Source organism: Dermabacter sp. HMSC06F07 (assembly GCF_001807345.1).
Taxonomy (GTDB): Bacteria; Actinomycetota; Actinomycetes; order Actinomycetales; family Dermabacteraceae; genus Dermabacter; species Dermabacter hominis.
This window is the reverse complement of the sequence record NZ_KV788588.1, coordinates 374,227-393,705: the sequence shown is the minus strand read 5'-3', so window position 1 is coordinate 393,705 and position 19,479 is coordinate 374,227. Positions and strand designations below refer to the sequence as shown.

The following is a 19,479-nucleotide window of genomic DNA, read 5'->3' as shown; positions in this document are numbered from 1 at the left end:
CGCTCGAGGTAAGGAGCCAACGGTGACAGAGAATCCCTCGACGCACGCGACCGGTGCGTCGCACGAGCGGTACACGTCTCTCGCACTTCGCGATATTCCGCTTCCGGACTATTGCGATGTCGTGATCGTGCCAACCAAGGGCGTTGATGAACCGGATCCGCGCGTGTGGGCCGAGGCGATTTTCTCTCACGAGAACGCGACGCTGACCTCGCGTGGTGCCCGGGCCGTAAGGGATGAGGCCATTCGCCTTTTCGACCTCGTGCCGCCGCCCGAACGCGAACGCTATGTGAGCGAGGTCATGGGCTCGGAGGCTCTCATTATCGACGATACGCCCTCGCTCATGATCCGCATCGGCGTTGCCGTCGAGCCCGGTGGTGAGCTCGTGCGGATCACGACGGCGGTCAAGTACCGTACGATCCGCGGTCGCCTCACCTTTGGCCCGCGGCGCATGATGCACGCATCGGCGATTCATACTCTCGCTAAGCGCGCCCCTGCGACGCTCAGGCGCCGCGAAACAGCGCGTCTCACCTCGCCTCGGGCGCGTCGCGCGGGATTGACGCGCGGTATCCGTCGCAACCGGCAGCTCCCCTCGGGCGACGGTGAACGCTCGAAGTAGGGCGGGCGAGAGCGAAGGCCACATCGCGGTTCTCGGCGCAGGATCGTGGGGCACGGTTTTCTCGCACATGCTCGCGCGAGGCGGCAATCGCGTGCGCCTGTGGGCGCGCCGAGCGGAACTCGCTTCGCAGATCAACGACAACCACGAGAACGCGAGCTACGTTCCCGGTCTTAAGCTTCCCGCCTCCGTCTGGGCCTCGAGCGATACCGAGGACGTTATCCAAGGGGCACGTGGCATCGTCCTCGCCGTCCCCGCCCAGTCCTTGCGCGCGAATCTCGAGGCCTGGCCATCCATTGCCCACCTGCCCGTCGTCTCGCTCATCAAAGGCATCGAGCGCGGCAGCGACGAGCGCATGTCACAGATTCTTGCGACAACCGGCGGCATTAGTGAGAGCCGCATCGCGGTGCTGTCAGGCCCGAACCTCGCGCGGGAGATCGCCCGCGAGCAACCGTGCGCCTCGGTTATCGCCTCAGCAAGCGAGGAGACGGCGCGAGAAGTGGCCTCGTGGTGTGCGGCGCCCTATTTCCGCGCCTACGTGAGCCGCGATGTGACGGGCGTCGAGGTTGCGGGCGCGATGAAGAATGTTATTGCGATCGCCGTGGGTGCCGCCGCCGGGCTCGGTTACGGCGACAACACGCGCGCATCGCTCATTACGCGCGGCCTCGCGGAAATTACGCGGCTCGGCGTTGCCCTCGGTGCGGAAACGTCCACGTTTGCTGGGCTCGCCGGGATGGGCGACCTCGTCGCGACGTGCGCCTCTCCGCTTTCGAGGAATTTCAGGCTTGGGAAGGCCCTTGGCGAAGGTCAAAGCCTGGAGGAGGCCAGAGCAAGCGTCGGACAAACCGCCGAAGGCGTCCCTACCGCCCGCGCCGTCGCAGAGCTTGCCGAGCGCTCGCAGCTGGACCTGCCCATCACCCGTGCCCTCGTCGATGTCGTTGATCGCGGGCGTAATATTGCCGAAGTGACGAGCGCACTTCTTTCGCGTTCTGTCCGATTCGAATAGAGGAGCCCACGTGCACACCATCGCGCTGATTTTCGGCGGCCGTTCGAGCGAACACGGCATTTCATGCGTGACCGCCGGCGGTATTTTGCGCCAGATTGACCGCTCGCGTTTTGACGTAGTGCCCATCGGCGTTACGAGCGATGGCCGCTTTGTCGAGGTCACGGGGGATCCCGAGCACTGGCAAATCACGAACGGGCTCGCCCCTCACGTGCCCGATTCGGGTGACGAAATCATCCTCCAGCAGTCGCGACTCGGGCAGGGAAAGGTCGAGCTTCGCGTCGTGCGCGACGGCGGTCGTATTGAGCACCTCGCACATATTGACGCGGTGTTTCCTCTTTTGCACGGGCCCTACGGCGAGGACGGCACGATCCAAGGACTATTCGAGCTCTGGGATGTGCCCTACGTCGGGTCGGGCGTGCTTGCTTCCGCAGCTTCGATGGATAAGGACTTCACGAAGCGCATTCTCGAAGGCGCGGGTCTCAACGTTGCCCGCGGCGTCGTCGTGCGCGCGAGTGAACCTCGAGCGGCGGTGCGCGAGCGCGCATCGAGCCTTACTTATCCGCTGTTCGTCAAACCGGCGCGTGCGGGTTCGAGTTTCGGAGTGACGAAGGTGGACGCCCCCGAGCAGCTCGATGCGGCGCTTGACGAAGCCTTCCGCTTCGACCCGAAGGTACTCATCGAGCAGGGGATCGAGGGGCGCGAGGTGGAATGCGGCGTTCTCCAGGGAGAGAATGGACAGGCACCGCGCACGAGTCTTCCGGGCGAGGTCGTCATCGGCGAGGACCTCGCTTTCTATGACTACGAGTCGAAATATTTCGGTAAGGGCACCGTCACGATCGATATCCCCGCGGCGATTCCCGAGCAGTACGTGGCGGCAGTGCGAGAGGTGGCCGCGCGTGCGTTCGAAGCCCTCGAACTCGAGGGACTCGCGCGCGTGGATGTGTTCGTGACCGGGACGGGCGAGGTGATCGTCAACGAGGTCAACACGATGCCGGGCTTCACCCAGATCTCGATGTTCCCCGTGCTGTGGGAGAACATGGGGATTTCCTACGCCGACCTGATCTCTCGCCTGATCGACAATGCCCTCGAGCGTGGCGTAGGGCTGCGCTAGGGGCTATTGCGCGTCGTCGAATGCGAGGCAGCGACCACCCGATTGAGGGACCTGCGCAATGAGGCTCGCGAGTTCGATGGCCGCGGCGCTCGGCTGGTCGGGGGCGACCGAGCGAGGCACGGTGATGTCAATTGCCGGTTCTCGCCCGTAGGTCGTCATGTGCACGATCCCGCGCTTGTCGTCTTCTTTCACGATCCAGTCGATCTCCTTGCCGTTGCGCGCGGCGATCGTGGTGCACAGATCGGTCGTGGGCGGGGGAGGGGTCACACCGCAGCGAAGCACGATCGTACTGTCGCCGTGACCCCATGCGGCTGTTGATTGGGCCGTGGTTTCGCTGCGATCGAGGCCCAGAAGGGTATCGGGAAGCGACACGATGATCTCGGCGCAACGGGGATTGGTGGCGTCGGCTTCGGGCGGGGGTACGGCGACGGCTCCACACGCGGCGAGTGCCAGGGTGCTCCCGATCGCGAGCGAGGCGACGAGCGCGCGCCGGAGCGCGCATGCCAGGGGCTGGGCCGGGGGCGTATGCATCATGAACACCACCCTAACTCTCTGTCTGGATCGTGAGTGCCTGGACGGAAGCTGATAATCTTGGTGACCATGAGCGAGAAGTACGCACTGACACCCCGCACCGAGCAGCTTTTCCCCGAAGGGCCGCATGTCACGGTGCGATTCCTCGATCATTCGAGCGACGCGGAGCTTAAGCAGTATTGGGATCTCTACCGCGTTCTTGACGAGGAATTTTGCGACGCTCACGAGCGCCGCACGCCCGGCCAGCTTCGTGCCGAACACGCAGACACCGACCACAAACGTTCATATCAGCTCGTGGCCGAGGTCGAGAGCCTTGAAGGCGCACGCATGATCGCCGGTCTCGCCGAGCTTCAGCTCCCTCTCACTGAGAACACTGATACGCAAGAGATCGAGCTCGTTGTGTATCCCGCGTGGCGAGGCAAAGGTATTGGCACGATGCTCACGGATGCGCTCCGGGACATTATGACGCACGAGGAGCGTCCGAAGGCTTTCGGCTATGCGCTCACCCACGTGGATTCAACTCAGGCGGAAAACGAGCTTCCGGCTTCAAGGATCGCGACCCGGCTTGGCCTCGCGAAGGTCGCCACGGAGTTCGTGAGCACGGTTTCGCTCCCGCTCGATCGCGACCTCGTCGAGGACCTCCACGTCGAGGTCGAAGCTTCCCTTGGCAAGTACCGCATCATTACCTGGGAAGGGGACGTCCCTGAGGAGCACATGGAGCAGTGGTGTGTGCTGCTGAATCAGATGGTCGCGGATGCCCCGACTGAGGATTCTTCGCTTGAGAAGCCCGAGTACGACGAGGAGCGGGTCCGAGCGATCGAAGCGAGGATCGCTGAGCGTGGCTATCGCCGCCTCACGGCGGTCGCCCTCGCGTCGAACGGCACGTTTGCTGGGACGTCATACGTGATGTTTCGCGAGGATGGTTCGCGACTTGGCGAGCAGGCCATCACCCTGGTCATGCCCGAGCACCGCGGGCATAACCTTGGCCTCGCGCTTAAGCTCATGACGCATCGCCTCCTGACCGAAACTGAGTCAAAAGTCGATGTGCTGCGCACGTACACGAACCACACCAACACCCACATGAATGCCATCAACGAACGCCTTGGCTATCGCACGGTCGCGAAAGAGATCACCTTCGAAGGAAAGCTTCGAGGGATCTGAGTGCGGCAGCACGAGACAAGCCTCGGCGAGCTTGGTGAGGCGGGGATCCTCGAGCGAATCGTCCCGTTTTTTCAGCATCGCGATGATGCGGTCATCGTGGGCCCTGGTGATGACTGCGCCGTTGTCCGCGCCGCCGGGGAGCTCGTGTTCACGACCGATGCGATCGTCGAGGGATACGACTTCATACTCGGTATTTCCGATCCCGTGAGCATCGGCCGCAAGGCTGCCGTGCAGAACCTCGCGGATGTCGCCTCGATGGGGGCGCAGCCGCGCTGGCTGCTGACGACCGTTCTCGCGGGCAAAGGCACACCGATCGCGGTCCTCGAGGGCATCGCCGAGGGCATAGCGCGCGAGGCACACCCGCTCGGCGCGTCGGTGATCGGCGGGGACCTTGGCACCGCTCGCGAACTCACGGTTTCGATCACGGCGATCGGCGAACTTGCGCGGCCGGGTACGGCAGTCATGCGCTCGGGCGCGACAGAAGGGGATGTTCTTGCGGTCGGCGGGGAGGTACTCGGGCTCAGCAGCGCCGGGCTCGCCCAGGTGCTCGGGAAGTCCGACGCCACACTGCCCGACCTCGAGTCTCGGGGCAAAGGCGTGGCGAGCATTGCGGGCCGTGCACTGTCGTGGCACCTCGCACCCGAGCCTGACCTCTCAGCGGGGTGGGGCGCGGGGCGATTGGCGAGCGCGATGATCGATATCTCCGATGGACTCGTGAGGGATGCGAGCCGAATCGCTCGCGCAAGTGGAGTAAACCTCGATCTGTCGCGGGCGGCGCTTGAGAGTGATCGTGCGCTTCTCGCGCCGCTTGCCAATGTGTTTGGCGTCGATCCCATGGAGTGGGTCCTGGGTTCGGGGGAGGAGCACCTCATGCTCGCGACGTTCCCTCGGTCGGTGTGGGACGAAAACGCTCAGGTGCGTGCCGCATTCCGCGAGATTGGGTGCGTGCGCGCTGCCGAGGGCGATGGCGACGTGCGTCTCGACGGCGTGCCACTCGCCATGTACGGTTGGGACCATTTTTCCGTTTAGGGTGGATGGATGCCTTCTATGCCGATCATGCCCATGAATCCCACGCCCGGCTCTCCCGGGAAATCACAGTGGACGCGCAACCTCGAACGCAATCCTGGCCACTCCCAGTGGTACATCGAGCGCTGGGAGCGGATGCGCGCCGAAGGCAAGGACATCGATGGGGAAGCGCGACTCATCGATGCACTCGCGCCTCGCGGCGCCCTCGTGCTCGATGCCGGGAGCGGAACCGGGCGCGTCGGTGCAGAGCTTGCTCGTCGCGGCCACGACGTTGTGGGGATCGACCTTGACCCAACCCTCGTCGCCTATGCGGAGCGCACCTCGCCAGGTCCCCGCTGGATTACAGGCGACCTAGCCGAGGCGTGCGCGATTCTCGGTGAGGACTCACTCGGAACATTCGACGTGGTTGTCACGGCGGGCAACGTTGTCACGTTTGTTGCCGAAAGCGATAGGCGCCGCGTTCTCGAGAACTTCGCGAGGCTCTTGCGTCCGGGAGGTCGCATCGTCGCCGGTTTTGGAACGGGCCGCGGGTATTCGCTCGAGAGCTATGTGGCGGATGCTGCCGCCGCGGGCTTCGAGGTGCCCCAGGTGTTTTCGACGTGGGATTTACGCCCGGCGAGCGATGACCCTGGATTCGCCGTTGTCATCTCGGTGAAGGGCGAGGGCAAGTAGAGCAACCTCGGTGGGACTTCCCCGGGCACCTCGTGTGTGGTGCCACGGCGGATGTCTCTTGGGCATGCGAAAAGGACCTCCCCGAGGGAAGGTCCTTTTACTAAGCTTTCGCTCGGGCAGTGCCCGGATGCTCAGGCGGCGCGCTGAACCTTGCCGGCCTTGAGGCACGAGGTGCACACGTTGAGGCGCTTCGAGGTGCCGCCGATCACGGTGCGCACGGACTGGATGTTGGGGCTCCAGCGGCGCGAGGTGCGACGGTGCGAGTGGGAAACGCTCTTGCCGAAGCTCGGGCCCTTGGCGCAAATGTCACACTTGGAAGCCACGGTGTTCTCCTGAATAATCGCTAACGTACTTGATTTGTGCGCCGAGGCTCATGCAGCGGATCGAGCCGCGTGGCGCTGGGCAACCCCAAAAGCATAGCCCACTCGCGCGCGAAGAGCGATAGGGATGCCTCCATAACCCCTGTGTAGTCAGCCACATCGCGACGTCGGTCGTGAAAGAATGCCGTCAGTGTTGGCGGGGCGAAAGGAGCGATCGTGGTGAAGGCGAAGGCCGACGGTTTCCCCGCGGGCCTCTTGACTCCCAAGGAAATCGCCGCCGCGCGCGCACTGGGTGCGGGGGATGTCGAGGACCTCGTGCGCATTCCGCCACGCCGCTATGCCTCGCCCGGCCCCTTGCGCGACCTGCGCCATTTGAGCGAGGGCGACGACATTTCCGTCATCGCGACCGTCGAACGCGTGCGTGAGCGCGCGATGAAGAATCGCAAGGGCACCCTCCTTGATGTGCGCGTGTGCGACGACGAGGGCGAAACCATCCAACTCACGTTCTTTCTTTTCAAGGCGCACCTCGTCAACTGGCATATGAGCAGGCTGCGCGAGGGTACGCGCGTGCTTGTGAGCGGAACAGTTTCGCGTTTTCGGGGGGAAAACCAGATCGCGCACCCCGACTACCTTCTGCTTGCAAGCGACCCCTCGCCGGAGGAGGCCCGGGCGGTCGCCGCTGCGCTCGAGCCCGCCCCCGTGTATCCACTTCGCGGTGCAGCGACGCAGAAGCTCATGCGCTCACTATTGACAAAAGCGCTGCGGCACGTCGACGAGCTGCGCGACGTCATTCCCGCCGCGATTAGGCGTGAGCGCGACCTGCCCACGATCGCTGAGGCGGCGAGGATGCTCCACGCGCCTCACGACCAAACGGAGGTCGAACGCGCCCTGCGGTATTTCCGCTTCGAAGAGGCTTTTGTCATCCAGTCGATTTTCGCCAGGCGCCGAGCACAAGACGTTCAGGACGCCGCCCCACAGCTCGGGACTTACGGGGACCTCAGCCGGGCACTCGATGGGCGGTTGCCGTTCACCTTGACCTCGTCGCAAAAGGACGTGGGGGAGCAGATCGCCGAGAGGATTGCTGCACCCCACCCCACGTCGCTCCTGCTCCAGGGAGACGTGGGCTCGGGAAAAACCGTGGTGGCGCTGCGCGCGATGGTGCGTGCCGTCGATTCCGGATTCCAAGCCGTGCTCCTCGCCCCGACGGAAGTACTCGCACGGCAGCATTACTCGACCATCACGGCGATGCTTGGCGACCTTGCGCGCCGCGGTCACCTTGATGCGCACGAGTCGGCGACTCGCGTTCGCTTGCTCGTTGGCGCCCAGAAGGCCTCCGAGCGACGCGAGAGCCTTCTCGATCTCATGAGTGGCGAGGCTGGGATCGCCGTGGGAACACACGCACTGCTGACCGAGGGCGTCGACTTTTTGAAGCTCGGCCTCGTGATTATCGATGAACAGCATCGCTTCGGCGTGGATCACCGCCGCCAACTGCGGTCCAAGGGACCCGGCGACCTGCGCCCGCACATGATGGTGATGACCGCGACCCCGATCCCTCGATCGGCTGCGCTCGCCCTCGTCGGTGACCTCGATTTGCTCACGCTCGAGGGGCGTCCCCGCGAGGGTGCCGAGGTGTCCTCATTTGTCGTGCCCCTGGGCGATACCGCGTGGCGCGAGCGCATGTGGGAGCGCGTCCTCGAGGAAGTCCACGCCGGCCGCCAGGCATTCGTCGTGTGTCCGCGCATCGATCCGGAGGATCCAGCACAGGCCGCTACTCCCGCAGATCCGTTCGGGAGCGAACACCCACTCCACGCGGTCACTCCCACGCTCGAGATGCTGCGGGCGAAACCAGGCTTTGACGCGCTTCGCATCGAGGAATTGCACGGCCGGCTTCCAAGCGACATTAAACGCGAGCGCATGGAGGCGTTTGCCGCCGGTGACATCGACGTGCTCGTGGCGACGACCGTGATCGAAGTCGGAGTCGACGTGCCGAATGCGAGCGTCATGCTCGTGCTCGATGCCGAGCGCTTCGGCCTCGCCCAACTTCACCAGCTCCGCGGCCGTATTGGTCGAGGCGCGCATCCGGGAATCGCGTTCTTCGCCACGCGGTTCCCCCGCCAGAGCGCGCAGCACGACGGGCTCGTAGAACTCGCCTCCACAACCGACGGGTTTGCCCTCGCCGAGCTGGATCTCGAGCGTCGCGGCGGCGGCGACCTCGTCGGCGATATTCAATCGGGAACGTCCGTAGCCGTGCGATTCCTCGACGTGGGCCGCGACGCGCGTATGATCCTCGAGGCCCGCGAAGACGCTCTCGTAACCGAAGCCCTATCTCGCGGGGCGCTTACGACAAGTAGCCTCGAGGCGCCATCCGCGAGCGAACACGATGCCCTCGATGCCGCGATTGCGCGCCACAGTGCTCGCGGCGTCGACAATCTCGAAAGGAGCTGACCGTGCCCCGCATTATCGCCGGACGACTCGGCGGACGCACCGTGCCGTCACCTCCCACGAACCGCACCCGGCCCACGAGTGATCGCGTGCGCGAAGCAGTCTTCTCAAGGCTCGACTCGTGGGGCGCCGTGCGCGGCTCGACGGTTCTCGACCTCTACGCCGGAACCGGGGCGCTCGCCTTCGAGGCACTATCGCGAGGCGCGGACTTCGCCGTCCTCGTCGAGGCGCATCGCCCCACGGCAAAAGCCATCGGCGAGGCCGCCCGAACTCTCGGCCTCGATGAAAGCCTGAGGGTCGAGTGTGGCCAGGCAAGCGTCGGACCCCGCCGAGAGGCCCCCTTTACGCTCGTGTGCGCCGACCCGCCCTACGCCGTTGCGACCGAAGAGCTTGCGCGCCTCGTGACCGGCCTCGGTACAGCCGGCCAGCTTGCCGATGAGGCGACAATCGTGCTCGAACGCTCCGCGCGAAGCGAAAAAACTCCGCTACCCTCCTATTTCGTTGACGAGGGAGCGCGAGATTTCGGGGACACGAGAGTCGAATACTTCACCTACCTCGATCCAGCGATCACGGAGGCAAGCCGGTAGGCTTAACGCATGCTCACCGCCCTTATCCCGGGGTCATTCGATCCGTTCACTCTCGGGCACCTCGATCTCGTGAGGCGCGCGTATGCGCTCAGCGACCGCGTGATCGTGGCAGTCGCCCACAACCCCCATAAGAGCGCGCGCATCCCCTTCGACGCGCGCTGCGAAGCTATTCGTGAGACGCTTGCCCGCGAGGGCCTTGCCGATAGAGCGAGTGTTGACACGCTGCCGGGCGGCCTCCTTGTCGAAGGCGCGAAGAAACTCGGCGCAACCCACCTCGTCAAAGGAATACGAAACGCCCAGGACCTCGCGTACGAGGAACCCATGGCGCGGGCCAATATGGACCTCGGCGGGTTGGACACGCTCTTCCTCTTGACCGATCCCGCACTCGCGCACATCTCGAGCTCGCTCGTTCGAGAGATTTACTCGCTCGGCGGTGATGCGAGCCGCTATCTTCCGGATGCGTCAATGCGCGCCCTCGCCGCTGCATGCACCACACCAGCCGTAGACTCAAAGGAGCAATCATGACCGACGCGAAGGGCAAGAGCACCCCGCGCCCCCGAAAGAAGGACGCCCAGGCCGAAAAACCCTTCAACGCGGGGCTCGATCTTGAGATCGACGCGATCGATCTCATCCATAAAATCGGCTCGCAGCGCACCATTTCGCGCACGGCAACCTCCACGCAGCCCGTGGGCGACCCCGAATTTGCCGTGAGGCCCGGCGACGACATCACGGTCGAGGCGAGCCTCGAATCGGTCGATGAAGGCATCTACGTGACCGGGACGGCACACGCGGACGTCCACGCCGAGTGCTCGCGCTGCCTCGACCCCGTTGACGACCATCTCGACGTGCGCTTCGACGAACTGTTTAGCTACCCCGAGAAGGTTCCGGCCGAGCTTGAAGACGAGGACGTCCCCGTACTCGAGGGCGATGTGGTCGACCTCGGCCCTCTGGTTCACGACGCTTTTGCGATGGCCGCGCCCTACCAACCTTTGTGCCGCGAAGACTGCCCGGGCCTGTGCTCTCAGTGCGGTATGCGTATGGAAGACGATCCCGACCACGAGCACGTCATCTACGACCCGCGTTTTGCGGCGCTCGCCGGACTGCTCGAGCAGGACGACGATCGCGAGGGTGAGGAGAAGTGAGCCGTAAGCGCAAACGGCAACCTATCCCGCACCTCGAGGATCGCAGCGGTCTGTTGGCTTCGCTCCCGCTGAAGGGCGAGCTCGATCCCGACCTGCTCGACCTCGCGCTCACCCACCGCTCTTACAGTTTTGAAAACGACGAGTGCCCGCAAAATGAACGCCTCGAGTACCTCGGCGACGCGGTGCTGAGCCTCGCCGTCGCCGACCACCTGTACCGCACCTACCCGGACGCATCCCAGGGTTCTCTTTCCCGCCGCCGCTCGACCGTTGTGAGCACGCGCGCCCTTTCACACATCGCACGCCTGCATAACCTCGGCGCCTACCTCAAACTCGGCAAGGGCGAGTCCCTTACGGGCGGGCGGGACCGAGATTCCGTGCTCGAGGATGCCGTCGAAGCGATTATCGGAGCCGTGCACCTGAGCCTCGGCGCTGAAGCGGCCCGCGTATTCGTGCTCGACCTCCTTTCTCCGATCCTCGACGACGACACGTTCATGCTCGGCGCATTCGACTACAAGTCGCGGCTGCAGGAGATCGGCGCACTTCTCGGCGCTGTCCCCGCCTACACGTACGAGGAATGGACAGCGGGCGATACCGAACACTTCCGCGCGCACGTGAGCGTTGGCGAAACCCTCGCGGGGACAGGCGAAGGCACGAGCAAGAAGGGGGCCGAGATGGAAGCCGCCCGCAGGGCCGTCCTCGCGTACTACAGCGCACGCGGCGAGACATTCACGATGTTCGAAGAGTAGGGCAGGCCCGCGGTGCCCGAGCTTCCCGAGGTTGAGGTCGTTCGTCGTGGCCTCGAGCCATTCATGGCCTCGCGCGTGATCGAACGCGTCGAAGTGTTCGATGCGCGCTCGCTCAAGCGCCACGCTGGCGGTGAAGAGAATTTCGTGCGTCAGCTCGAGGGACGCCGCGTTCGCTCGGTTGCGAGGCGAGGGAAGTTCCTGTGGGCGCCGCTGTCCGACGCCGGCAGCGCTCCCTCGAATCCTTCACCGTACGGCGAAGCGCTCGTCATGCATCTGGGCATGAGTGGCCAGCTTCGTGTTCGCGACGGGGCAGTGAGTGGGGCGCCTCAAGCGTCGGAACCGCACGTGAGCGAGGGGCCCGCGCCGGATCCCGTGACCCACCTTCGCATTCGCCTTCACATGGAGGGCGGTGCGCGCATCGATTTTGTGGATCAGCGGATTTTTGGCGGGATGCACGTGAGCCCGCTGATCGGTACGGCCGATGCTCGTGCAGGGGGCGAGGGCACCGATCTTCCGCTTATCCCGCAAAGCGCGGCCCATATTGCCCGTGACCTACTCGATCCGTTTCTCGACGAGGGCAACCTCGTGCGTCGGATCCGTATGCGCACGGCCCCCATCAAATCCGTCATCCTGGATCAAAGCACCCTCAGCGGGATCGGGAATATCTACGCTGATGAGGGCCTGTGGGAGGCACGGCTGCATTTCGCGCGCCCCGCGATCGGGATCTCGAGTCGAAAGGTCAAAGAGCTTCTGAGGGTCTGCCGCGATGTGATGCAGCGCGCTCTCGAGGTGGGCGGCACGAGCTTCGATGCGCTATACGTGAACGTCGACGGCCGAAGCGGCTACCTCGACATTGACGTAGAGCGAGTCGAAGGAAGCCGTGCACACGAAGGTCGCGATTGTCTGTGCCGGGCATCGGCCATGCGTCGACAAGCGATATTGCGGTCTGACCTGGCACGAAGGGCTCTGGACAAGCAGCTCAACGGTCCAGCCCATTTAGTAGCGCACCGACACAAAGTCGGGTCGCGGAGTCTGCGAGGTGTGGCCTGTGCCTGAATTGCCTGAGGTCGAGGTCGTGCGTCGGGGGATCGACGATCATGTCCGTGGCCGGACGATCGCCTCGGCGACTGTTCTGCATCCGCGTGCGGCGCGACGTCATGTGGGCGGTCCGGCGGATCTCGCAGCACGGATGGTCGGTGCGACGATCACGGGGACTGCGCGCCGCGGCAAGTACCTGTGGCTGATCCTGGACGGTGCAGATGCGTTGCTGATGCATCTGGGGATGAGCGGGCAGATGCTCATTTCGTCTCCTGATGCCGCAGTCGCCGCGCACGAGCGGGCGCGCTTCACCTTCACCGACGGAGGCCACGATCTGCGGTTCGACGACCAGCGCACGTTCGGCCATCTGCTGTACGACGAGGGCGGAGCGGTGCTGCCCTCGCTGATCGCCCACATCGCGAGGGATCCCTTCGACCCGCAGTTCGACCAGCCGGCGGCGGTCGCGCGGATCAAGGCCAGGAGCACCGGGATCAAGCGCGTGTTGCTGGACCAGACGGTGGTGTCCGGCATCGGGAACATCTACGCCGACGAGGCACTGTGGGCTGCCAAGGAGCAGGGGAGACGGCAGCCTCGTCGTTGAGCAAGCCAAGGATCTCAGCGCTGGTCGATGCGGCGCGGGAGGTCATGGCCGCTGCTCTTGCCCAGGGCGGTACATCGTTCGACTCCCTCTATGTCGACGTGGCCGGCAGCAGCGGCTATTTTGCCCGCAGCCTGAATGCCTACGGTCTTGCTGGCCAGCCTTGCATGCGCTGCGGGACGTCGATCGTGCGGGAGAAGTTCATGAACCGATCGAGTTTCTTCTGCCCTGTCTGCCAGCGGAAACGCTAGTTCGATCGGTCGCCTGCGACGCGATCACAAACAGGGGATCGGGCTACATCGCCATGGCGTCGCCTCGTTTCCCGATACGTCAATGTAGGACGATCACCGTCGCTCCAGAAGCGCTCCGGTCACGGTATTCTCTCGCACCGCGCGTGGGCGTCGATGCGGACACTGCAGTTCCACGGCACGAACCGGCAGTGATGAGGACAGGGCGATTTGCCCAGTTCGGGGTGGGCACTGACTTGCAGCGGCGGTCCATGAGACCCGTTCAATCGACGAAGCCGTCGAGGCTGACTGACGGTCTTCCTTTCACAACTTTCGACGTCTGACGAGGACCTACAGGTAGCGACACACCTGATCGGCGCTGCAGGTCTCCGGCTCGGGGTGCGCTGCATCGTCCCGGAGGTCCGTGATGGTGTCGCGCAGTGCGGACAGCTGGGAGATCTGCTGCTCGATGTCGTGCAGGCGCGCGTCGAGCAGGTCGCGCACGTGGTCGCACGGGGCACGTCCGGCGTCGCGGATGTCCATGATCTGGCGGATCTGGGCGAGGGTGAGGCCGGCGGCCTGGCCGCGGTGGACGAAGTCGACACGTGCGATCGCGTCCGGCGGGTAGTCACGGTACCCCGACGACGTCCTGCCGGGCGGCGGTAGCAGCCCCTGCTCCTCGTAGAACCTCAGGGTCTTGGCCGTGGTGCCGGCCGCCTGTGCGAGCTCCCCGATCTTCACGCCGTCCTCCGATCGTGTCGCGGCCGTACTTGACCTTCCCCTGTACTGGAAGGTCCAGCATAGTTGATGACGGAACAGAAGACCAGGGACTGACAGGAGCAGGGATGCCTACGAAGTACGACCTCGCCATCATCGGATCGGGCGGCGGAGCGTTCGCCGCCGCGATCCGTGCGAACACGCTCGGCAAGTCGGTGGTGATGATCGAGCGCGGGACGCTCGGCGGAACCTGCGTGAACACCGGCTGCGTGCCGTCGAAGGCGCTCATCGCCGCCGCCGACGCGCGGCACTCCGCGGCCGACGCCGCCGACCGTTTCCCGGGGATCGAAACGTCGGCGGATCCGGTGGACATGCCGGCGCTGATCGGGAGCAAGCAGGACCTGGTCGAGGGCCTGCGAGGCGAGAAGTACGTCGATGTCGCCGAGGCGTACGGATGGCACGTCCGCAAGGGCGACGCCTCGTTCGCCGGCACCCCCGACGCGCCGGTCCTGGAGGTCGTCGGACCCGACGGGGCCGTCGGGACCATCGAGGCTGACCAGTACCTGGTCGCGACCGGATCCCAGCCATGGGCCCCGCCGATCGAGGGCCTGGAAGAGGCCGGGTACCTGACCTCGACCACGGCGATGGAGCTGACGGCGGTGCCGAAGTCGCTGCTGGTGCTCGGCGGCGGCTACGTGGCGCTGGAGCAGGCCCAGCTGTATGCGCGTCTCGGGGCGAAGGTGACCCTGCTGGTCCGTTCCCGGCTGGCGTCGAAGGAGGAGCTGGAGGTGTCCAATGCCCTGGCCGAGGTCTTCTCCGACGAGGGCATCCGAGTGGTCCGCCGAGTGGTCCCGACCCGCGTCGCCCGCGACGCGGACGGACAGGTCGTCGTCACCGCCGACGTGTCCGGCGGATCGCAGGACTTCCGCGCCGACCAGGTTCTGGTCGCGCTCGGCCGACGGCCGGTCACCGAGGGACTCAACCTCGAGGCGGTGGAGGTGAAGACTGGCGACGCCGGGCAGATCGTCGTCTCTGACCAGCTGCAGTCGTCCAACCCCCGGGTCTGGGCCGCGGGGGACGTCACCGGGCACCCCGAGTTCGTCTATGTCGCCGCCCACCACGGCACCCTCGTGGCTGAGAACGCGTTCACAGATGCCCAAAAGCCGGTGGACTACGCGAGGCTGCCCCGGGTGACGTTCACCTCTCCTGCCATCGGCGCGGTCGGTATGACCGAGAAGCAGGTCCTCGAGGCGGGGATCCGCTGCGACTGCCGCGTCCTGCCCCTGCACTACGTGCCCCGCGCGCTGGTCAATCGCGACACCCGCGGCTTCATCAAGATGGTCGCCGACGCGGACACCGGGGAGATCCTGGGGCTGACCGCGGTCGCCAAGGACGCGGGGGAGCTGGCCGCCGCCGGGGTCCACGTGCTCGGCAAGACCATCGCCGAGGTCGCCGACGCCTGGGCACCCTACCTGACCATGGCCGAGGGCATCCGGATCGTCGCCAAGGCCTTCACCGCCGACGTCGCCAAGCTGTCCTGCTGCGCATGACCCGTCCTGAAGACAGCGAATAGCCGAACCCAGAACTGGAGGAATCCGCAATGACCGATCTCAGCACACGACTGCCCGAGCGGCTCAGCCGGACCGAGGAGACCGGCCTCGATCCCGGCCTGCTGATCCCGCTGCTTCGGCTTCTCGCCGACGGCGATCCCGTCACGGTCGAGCAGCTCGCCACGGCCGCGGGCCGCACACCCGAGCAGGTCAGGAGCGGGCTGGCAGCGGTGCCCGACACCGAGTACGACGACCTGGGTCGGATCGTCGGCCAGGGCCTCACCCTGCGGCCCACCCCGCACCGGTTCACCGCGTCAGGAGAAGGGCTCTACACCTGGTGCGCGCTGGACACCCTGGTCTTCCCGGCGCTTCTCGGCCGCCCAACGCGCGTGGAGTCGGTCTCCCCGGCCAGCGGCGAGATGATCCGCGTCGCCGTCGATCCGGTCGCCGGAGCCATAAGCATCGAGCCCGCCACTGCCGTGGTCTCGCTGATGAATCCGGACCAGATCACCTCGATCCGATCGTCGTTCTGCAACCAGGTGCACTACTTCACCTCTGTTGGCGACGCTGCCGAGTGGCTCGCCGAGCATCCCGGGGCCGAGGCGGTGCCGGTGGCCGAGGCGCATCGGATCGGAGCCGAACTCGCCGCGCGCCTGCTCGACCGGTCCCAGGGTGATGTCTCGGCGGCCGACGACTGCCGCCGCTGCTGCTGACCCAAGGCTTCGAGAGATTCGAGATACAGATGACATCAGAACACTATGACCGGCCAGGTGGCGGAGGCCTGCTCTTCGGGGCAGGTGTAGTGCTGCTCATGGCCGTCTGCTGCGCACTGCCATTGCTCATAGCCGGGGGAGTGCTCGCCGGCGTCGGAGGCCTCCTCGGCAGCCCCTGGGTGATCGGTGCGGGCATCGCGCTCGTCGCGCTCGTCCTGCTGGTCGTCGCCCGCCGCCGAGCCCGCCACGGCCGCACCGGACCCGACTGCTGCCTGCCGACCGACCCCACCCACCCCGCCGACCCGAAGGACGACCAGAACCGATGACGATATCTCTCACCCGCCGCACAACCCTTTCGCTCGCAGGCCTCCTGATCGTGGGTTCTCTGGCCTTGAGTGCCTGTGGTAGCGCCGACGAGGACAGGTCCTCCGCAGACGCCGGCTCGCCCGCACCCGTGACCAGTATCGACGGCCAGCAAATCAGCCTGCCAGCCGCTGGGAAGCCCACCGCCGTGTTCTTCTTCTCCGTCGGCTGCGGCGAATGCGTCGGCGGCGTCCGGTCCCTCGGTGAAGCCGCCGCCAGCGCCGAGGACAACGGCACTGATGCACAGTTCCTCGCCGTCGACATGGATCCGCGCGAGCCCAAGGAGACCATTGAGGGCTTCATGGAGTACGTCGAGGCCGAACACGTCCCCGCCGCCATCGACGAGGGCGCGGTCCTGTCGCAACGCTTCGACGTCGCCGCGCTGTCCACCCTGATCATCGTCGACGCCGACGGCAAGGTGACATTCCGCGCCACCGACCCCGCCGCCGACACGATCGTCGCCGAGCTCGAGAAGGCCGGGGTCTGAGCCATGGGTGGACTTCTCGCGCTCGCTTTCGCCGCCGGGATGATCGCCCCGGTCAATCCCTGCGGCTTTGCCCTGCTCCCGGCGTGGATCACCCACGCGCTGGGCGACGCCGCATCCTCCTCGGCCCCGGTGCGCCTCCTGCGATCGCTGCGGGCAGGCCTCGCCGTGACGATCGGGTTCGCAGGCACGCTGGCGCTGGCGGGTATCGCTGTGAGCGCCGGAGCTCGGAGCCTGATCCAGGCCGCTCCAGCACTGGGGCTCGCCGTCGGCGTCGTGCTCGTCCTGTTCGGCGCGGCGATGCTGGCCGGTCGCTCGTTCTCGCTCCGGCTGCCCGGCATCCCCAGCCGGGTCACGGCGCGTCCGCCGAGCACCGCACGCATGGTCGTCTTCGGGGTCGGCTACGCCGCGGCGTCGCTGTCGTGCACCTTCGGCGTACTCCTGGCCGTCATCGCGCAGGCCCAGGCCACAGCCAGCTTCGCAGGGCTGCTCCTCGTGTTCGGCGTGTACGCCGCGGGCTCTGCCACCGTCTTGCTGATCGTCGCCGTTGCCGCCGCCGCAGCAGGTTCGGCGCTGTCGCGACGCATCGCATCGCTGGCGCGCTATGGGCCCAGGATTACTGCCTTCGTCCTCGTACTCACCGGTGCCTATCTGGCCTGGTACTGGTACCCGGCCGCCACCGGCGACGCTGCCGCCTCCAGTCGCACCAACGCCGTCGCCGGAGTCGCCACTGCGGTGTCGGGCTGGGTCCAAGGACACGTCAGTGTCGTCACCGGAGTGTCCGTCGCCGCCGTGATCGTCGTGCTGCTGATCGGGACCCTCAGCCGTCGCCGCCGCGCCAGCCTCCGGAAGACTGAGGCAGACTGCTGCGCCCCGGAGCTAGCGCGCTCTGCCGACGACCGGCAGAGCGCAGAAACCGAGTGACCACAACCCTGGCCGATGGCCGTGGACGAATGGCTCGACGTCGCCGCCTCGGCAGACCGCCACGGCTGCAGCAAGAGCAGCTGGCGGCGCGTCTGGCAGGGCAGGCTCCCCGCCCGGACCGAGAAGGTGGACGGACGCGACGGACGCATGGTCATCAAGACGCTGATCCGGGTCTCCGACCTGGACCCGGGCGTTCGGCCTGACCGCGCACGCCGAGCACGTCCGGAAGATCCGCCAGGCCGCGCCGCCGCTGACGCGGGAGCAGACGACGTTCATCGCCAAGGTCTTCACGGACCACCTGCTCGAACAGGACGCCAAGAGAAGAAGAGAAGGGGAGGCCGGGACTGCGTCGTAGCCGACGCAGTGCCCATCTTCGTTGGCGGAGGCATCCTGTGCCCACGGTCACGGATGCCCGATTCTTCCTTCGACCGGGCCGTTGACATGTTGAAGTCCTGAGGCCGTACTCTGGTGTGTAGGCAGTGCGCGTCCTTCACGCGTCGTCTCACCGTGAAGTATCCTCTGACCAGCGGAAACGCCACCTTCAGAGGCTCCCAGTTTTTCAATGTATCTATCGTGGGAAGTTGGGCTATTTCGCTCGGTCGCTGAAGGCCTACGGCACGCACGGCACCCCGTGCCCACGGTGCAATCGTGCCCTCGTGCGGGCGCAATTCCAGAACCGCTCGAGCCATTTCTGCCCCTATTGCCAGCGCCTGCGCTAGAGAGCCTGCAGGAGCACGGAGCGTGCGAGCGGGTGGCCGACGCCCCTATACGCCCGTAGGCAGGTGTTGTAGTGGGGCATTTGGTCCCCGTTCGGCTAGGATGTCTGGGTAGGACATGTGAGGATCCCGATCAAACGAACTGGAGAATACCGCGTGAGCGAAGTAAGCGGCGATCAGTACCGCGTCATGATTGTCGACGACCACGAAGTTGTGCGTCGCGGCATCGTTGCCGTCATTGACGCGGATGCCCGCCTCAGCGTTGTCGCCGAGGCAAGCACCGTTGGCGAAGCCAAGCGTCGGCTTCCCGCCGTCCAGCCAGACATCCTCGTCACGGACCTCCAGCTTCCCGACGGTACCGGAATCGACGTCATGAACGCGGCTCGCCAGGAGAACGAGAACCAGACCATGCTCGTGCTCACCTCGTTCAACGACGATGCGGCGATCCGCGAATCCCGCGCCGCGGGCGCCTCGGGGCTCCTCCTCAAATCTGTGCGCTCGGCCGAGATCATCTCGACGATCCTCAAGGTGGCGAACGGCGAAACCGCGTGGCCCGCGGGCGGCACGAGCGAAGACGAATTCGACTTCTCCGCCGTCGAACGCCGCATCGTCGAGTACATCGGTGACGGGCTCGCGAACCGCGAAATCGCCGATCAACTCGGCGTCGCCGAAAAGACCGTCAAGAACCGCATCACGGGTATCCTCCACAAAATGGGGCTGCAGCGTCGCACCCAGGTCGCGGCCTGGGTCGTCTCGCGCCGTCGAGCCGGCTGGAAGTAACGGCCCGGCGCC

At 65.7% G+C, this 19,479-nt stretch carries 22 protein-coding genes and 1 pseudogene; 19 read left to right on the top strand and 4 right to left on the bottom strand.

Features of this window, described 5'->3' with window-relative positions:
- Positions 1–22: 22 nt before the first annotated feature.
- From HMPREF3157_RS08885 to HMPREF3157_RS08875, 3 genes are read left to right on the top strand one after another with little or no spacing between them, the layout of a single operon-like run.
- Positions 23–616 carry a hypothetical protein gene (locus HMPREF3157_RS08885; protein WP_070436143.1) on the top strand — a complete coding sequence of 198 codons (594 nt, stop codon included), beginning with the start codon at positions 23–25 and terminating at the stop codon, positions 614–616.
- Positions 600–1,619: an NAD(P)H-dependent glycerol-3-phosphate dehydrogenase gene (locus tag HMPREF3157_RS08880; protein ID WP_256365835.1), complete on the top strand. Its 1,020-nt coding sequence runs from the start codon at positions 600–602 to the stop codon at positions 1,617–1,619. The genes HMPREF3157_RS08885 and HMPREF3157_RS08880 overlap by 17 nt, the downstream gene beginning before the upstream one ends.
- A gap of 10 nt (positions 1,620–1,629) precedes the next feature.
- Positions 1,630–2,730 (top strand): D-alanine--D-alanine ligase family protein, encoded by a 1,101-nt coding sequence (locus HMPREF3157_RS08875; protein WP_070436142.1) that lies wholly within the window; start codon positions 1,630–1,632, stop codon positions 2,728–2,730.
- Positions 2,731–2,733: 3 nt separating this feature from the next.
- On the opposite strand, the gene HMPREF3157_RS08870 is transcribed toward HMPREF3157_RS08875, so the two are convergent.
- Entirely contained in the window at positions 2,734–3,264 is a 531-nt protein-coding gene (locus tag HMPREF3157_RS08870) for a DUF3515 family protein (RefSeq protein ID WP_070436281.1), read from the bottom strand.
- 66 nt (positions 3,265–3,330) lie between these two features.
- Here HMPREF3157_RS08870 and HMPREF3157_RS08865 point away from each other — a divergent pair, with 66 nt between their 5' ends.
- The 3 genes from HMPREF3157_RS08865 to HMPREF3157_RS08855 are packed head-to-tail and all read left to right on the top strand — an operon-like array spanning position 3,331 to position 6,120.
- Positions 3,331–4,422, top strand: a complete 1,092-nt coding sequence (locus HMPREF3157_RS08865) for a GNAT family N-acetyltransferase (RefSeq protein ID WP_051120663.1) — start codon at positions 3,331–3,333, stop codon at positions 4,420–4,422.
- Complete coding sequence (gene thiL / locus HMPREF3157_RS08860) at positions 4,423–5,451, top strand: thiamine-phosphate kinase (protein ID WP_070436141.1); 1,029 nt, start codon at positions 4,423–4,425, stop codon at positions 5,449–5,451. It abuts the gene before it with no gap.
- Between the two features lie 9 nt (positions 5,452–5,460).
- Positions 5,461–6,120, top strand: coding sequence for a class I SAM-dependent DNA methyltransferase (locus tag HMPREF3157_RS08855; RefSeq protein ID WP_083288134.1), 660 nt, complete (start codon positions 5,461–5,463; stop codon positions 6,118–6,120).
- 131 nt (positions 6,121–6,251) lie between these two features.
- Here the strand turns inward: HMPREF3157_RS08855 and rpmB are convergent, their stop codons facing one another.
- On the bottom strand, positions 6,252–6,443 hold the full coding sequence (rpmB, locus tag HMPREF3157_RS08850) for a 50S ribosomal protein L28 (protein WP_016664741.1): 192 nt from the start codon (positions 6,441–6,443) through the stop codon (positions 6,252–6,254).
- Positions 6,444–6,656: 213 nt separating this feature from the next.
- On the opposite strand from rpmB, the gene HMPREF3157_RS08845 reads away from it, so the two are divergent.
- From HMPREF3157_RS08845 to mutM (HMPREF3157_RS08815), 7 genes and pseudogenes are all read left to right on the top strand, one after another.
- Positions 6,657–8,885, top strand: a complete 2,229-nt coding sequence (locus HMPREF3157_RS08845; protein WP_070436140.1) for an ATP-dependent DNA helicase RecG — start codon at positions 6,657–6,659, stop codon at positions 8,883–8,885.
- A 2-nt stretch (positions 8,886–8,887) separates the two neighbouring features.
- The gene (locus HMPREF3157_RS08840) at positions 8,888–9,469 is read left to right on the top strand and encodes an RsmD family RNA methyltransferase (RefSeq protein ID WP_070436139.1); all 582 of its coding nucleotides are present in this window, start codon (positions 8,888–8,890) and stop codon (positions 9,467–9,469) included.
- 9 nt (positions 9,470–9,478) lie between these two features.
- Complete coding sequence (coaD, locus tag HMPREF3157_RS08835; RefSeq protein ID WP_070436138.1) at positions 9,479–9,994, top strand: pantetheine-phosphate adenylyltransferase; 516 nt, start codon at positions 9,479–9,481, stop codon at positions 9,992–9,994.
- Positions 9,991–10,611 (top strand): YceD family protein, encoded by a 621-nt coding sequence (locus tag HMPREF3157_RS08830; protein WP_083288133.1) that lies wholly within the window; start codon positions 9,991–9,993, stop codon positions 10,609–10,611. Before coaD ends, HMPREF3157_RS08830 begins: the two co-directional genes overlap by 4 nt.
- Positions 10,608–11,357 (top strand): ribonuclease III, encoded by a 750-nt coding sequence (gene rnc, locus HMPREF3157_RS08825; protein WP_083288132.1) that lies wholly within the window; start codon positions 10,608–10,610, stop codon positions 11,355–11,357. The genes HMPREF3157_RS08830 and rnc overlap by 4 nt, the downstream gene beginning before the upstream one ends.
- 12 nt (positions 11,358–11,369) lie before the next feature.
- Positions 11,370–12,413 carry a bifunctional DNA-formamidopyrimidine glycosylase/DNA-(apurinic or apyrimidinic site) lyase gene (gene mutM / locus HMPREF3157_RS08820; protein ID WP_246816565.1) on the top strand — a complete coding sequence of 348 codons (1,044 nt, stop codon included), beginning with the start codon at positions 11,370–11,372 and terminating at the stop codon, positions 12,411–12,413.
- Positions 12,406–13,244: pseudogene (gene mutM, locus HMPREF3157_RS08815) on the top strand (bifunctional DNA-formamidopyrimidine glycosylase/DNA-(apurinic or apyrimidinic site) lyase). Before mutM (HMPREF3157_RS08820) ends, mutM (HMPREF3157_RS08815) begins: the two are co-directional and overlap by 8 nt.
- Before the next feature lie 327 nt (positions 13,245–13,571).
- Here the strand turns inward: mutM (HMPREF3157_RS08815) and HMPREF3157_RS08810 are convergent.
- Positions 13,572–13,961, bottom strand: coding sequence for a heavy metal-responsive transcriptional regulator (locus HMPREF3157_RS08810; protein WP_070436137.1), 390 nt, complete (start codon positions 13,959–13,961; stop codon positions 13,572–13,574).
- A 104-nt stretch (positions 13,962–14,065) separates the two neighbouring features.
- Between HMPREF3157_RS08810 and merA the strand changes: the two genes are divergently transcribed.
- Together merA and merB are read left to right on the top strand one after the other, a co-directional pair.
- Complete coding sequence (gene merA / locus HMPREF3157_RS08805) at positions 14,066–15,487, top strand: mercury(II) reductase (RefSeq protein WP_070436136.1); 1,422 nt, start codon at positions 14,066–14,068, stop codon at positions 15,485–15,487.
- 50 nt (positions 15,488–15,537) lie between these two features.
- Complete coding sequence (merB, locus tag HMPREF3157_RS08800) at positions 15,538–16,200, top strand: organomercurial lyase MerB (protein ID WP_070436135.1); 663 nt, start codon at positions 15,538–15,540, stop codon at positions 16,198–16,200.
- 35 nt (positions 16,201–16,235) lie between these two features.
- Here the strand turns inward: merB and HMPREF3157_RS10565 are convergent, their stop codons facing one another.
- Entirely contained in the window at positions 16,236–16,448 is a 213-nt protein-coding gene (locus tag HMPREF3157_RS10565) for a hypothetical protein (protein ID WP_070436134.1), read from the bottom strand.
- Positions 16,449–16,522: 74 nt separating this feature from the next.
- Here HMPREF3157_RS10565 and HMPREF3157_RS08790 point away from each other — a divergent pair, with 74 nt between their 5' ends.
- The 4 genes from HMPREF3157_RS08790 to HMPREF3157_RS08780 all read left to right on the top strand — a co-directional run bounded on the left by HMPREF3157_RS08790 (position 16,523) and on the right by HMPREF3157_RS08780 (position 19,467).
- A complete protein-coding gene (locus HMPREF3157_RS08790) occupies positions 16,523–17,050 on the top strand; it encodes a TlpA family protein disulfide reductase (protein ID WP_070436133.1) in 528 nt (175 codons plus the stop codon).
- A gap of 3 nt (positions 17,051–17,053) precedes the next feature.
- Positions 17,054–17,971, top strand: coding sequence for a cytochrome c biogenesis CcdA family protein (locus tag HMPREF3157_RS08785; RefSeq protein WP_070436132.1), 918 nt, complete (start codon positions 17,054–17,056; stop codon positions 17,969–17,971).
- 479 nt (positions 17,972–18,450) lie between these two features.
- Complete coding sequence (locus tag HMPREF3157_RS10945; RefSeq protein WP_083288130.1) at positions 18,451–18,690, top strand: zinc finger domain-containing protein; 240 nt, start codon at positions 18,451–18,453, stop codon at positions 18,688–18,690.
- Positions 18,691–18,876: 186 nt separating this feature from the next.
- Positions 18,877–19,467 carry a response regulator gene (locus tag HMPREF3157_RS08780; RefSeq protein WP_070436277.1) on the top strand — a complete coding sequence of 197 codons (591 nt, stop codon included), beginning with the start codon at positions 18,877–18,879 and terminating at the stop codon, positions 19,465–19,467.
- The last annotated feature ends 12 nt before the right edge of the window (positions 19,468–19,479 follow it).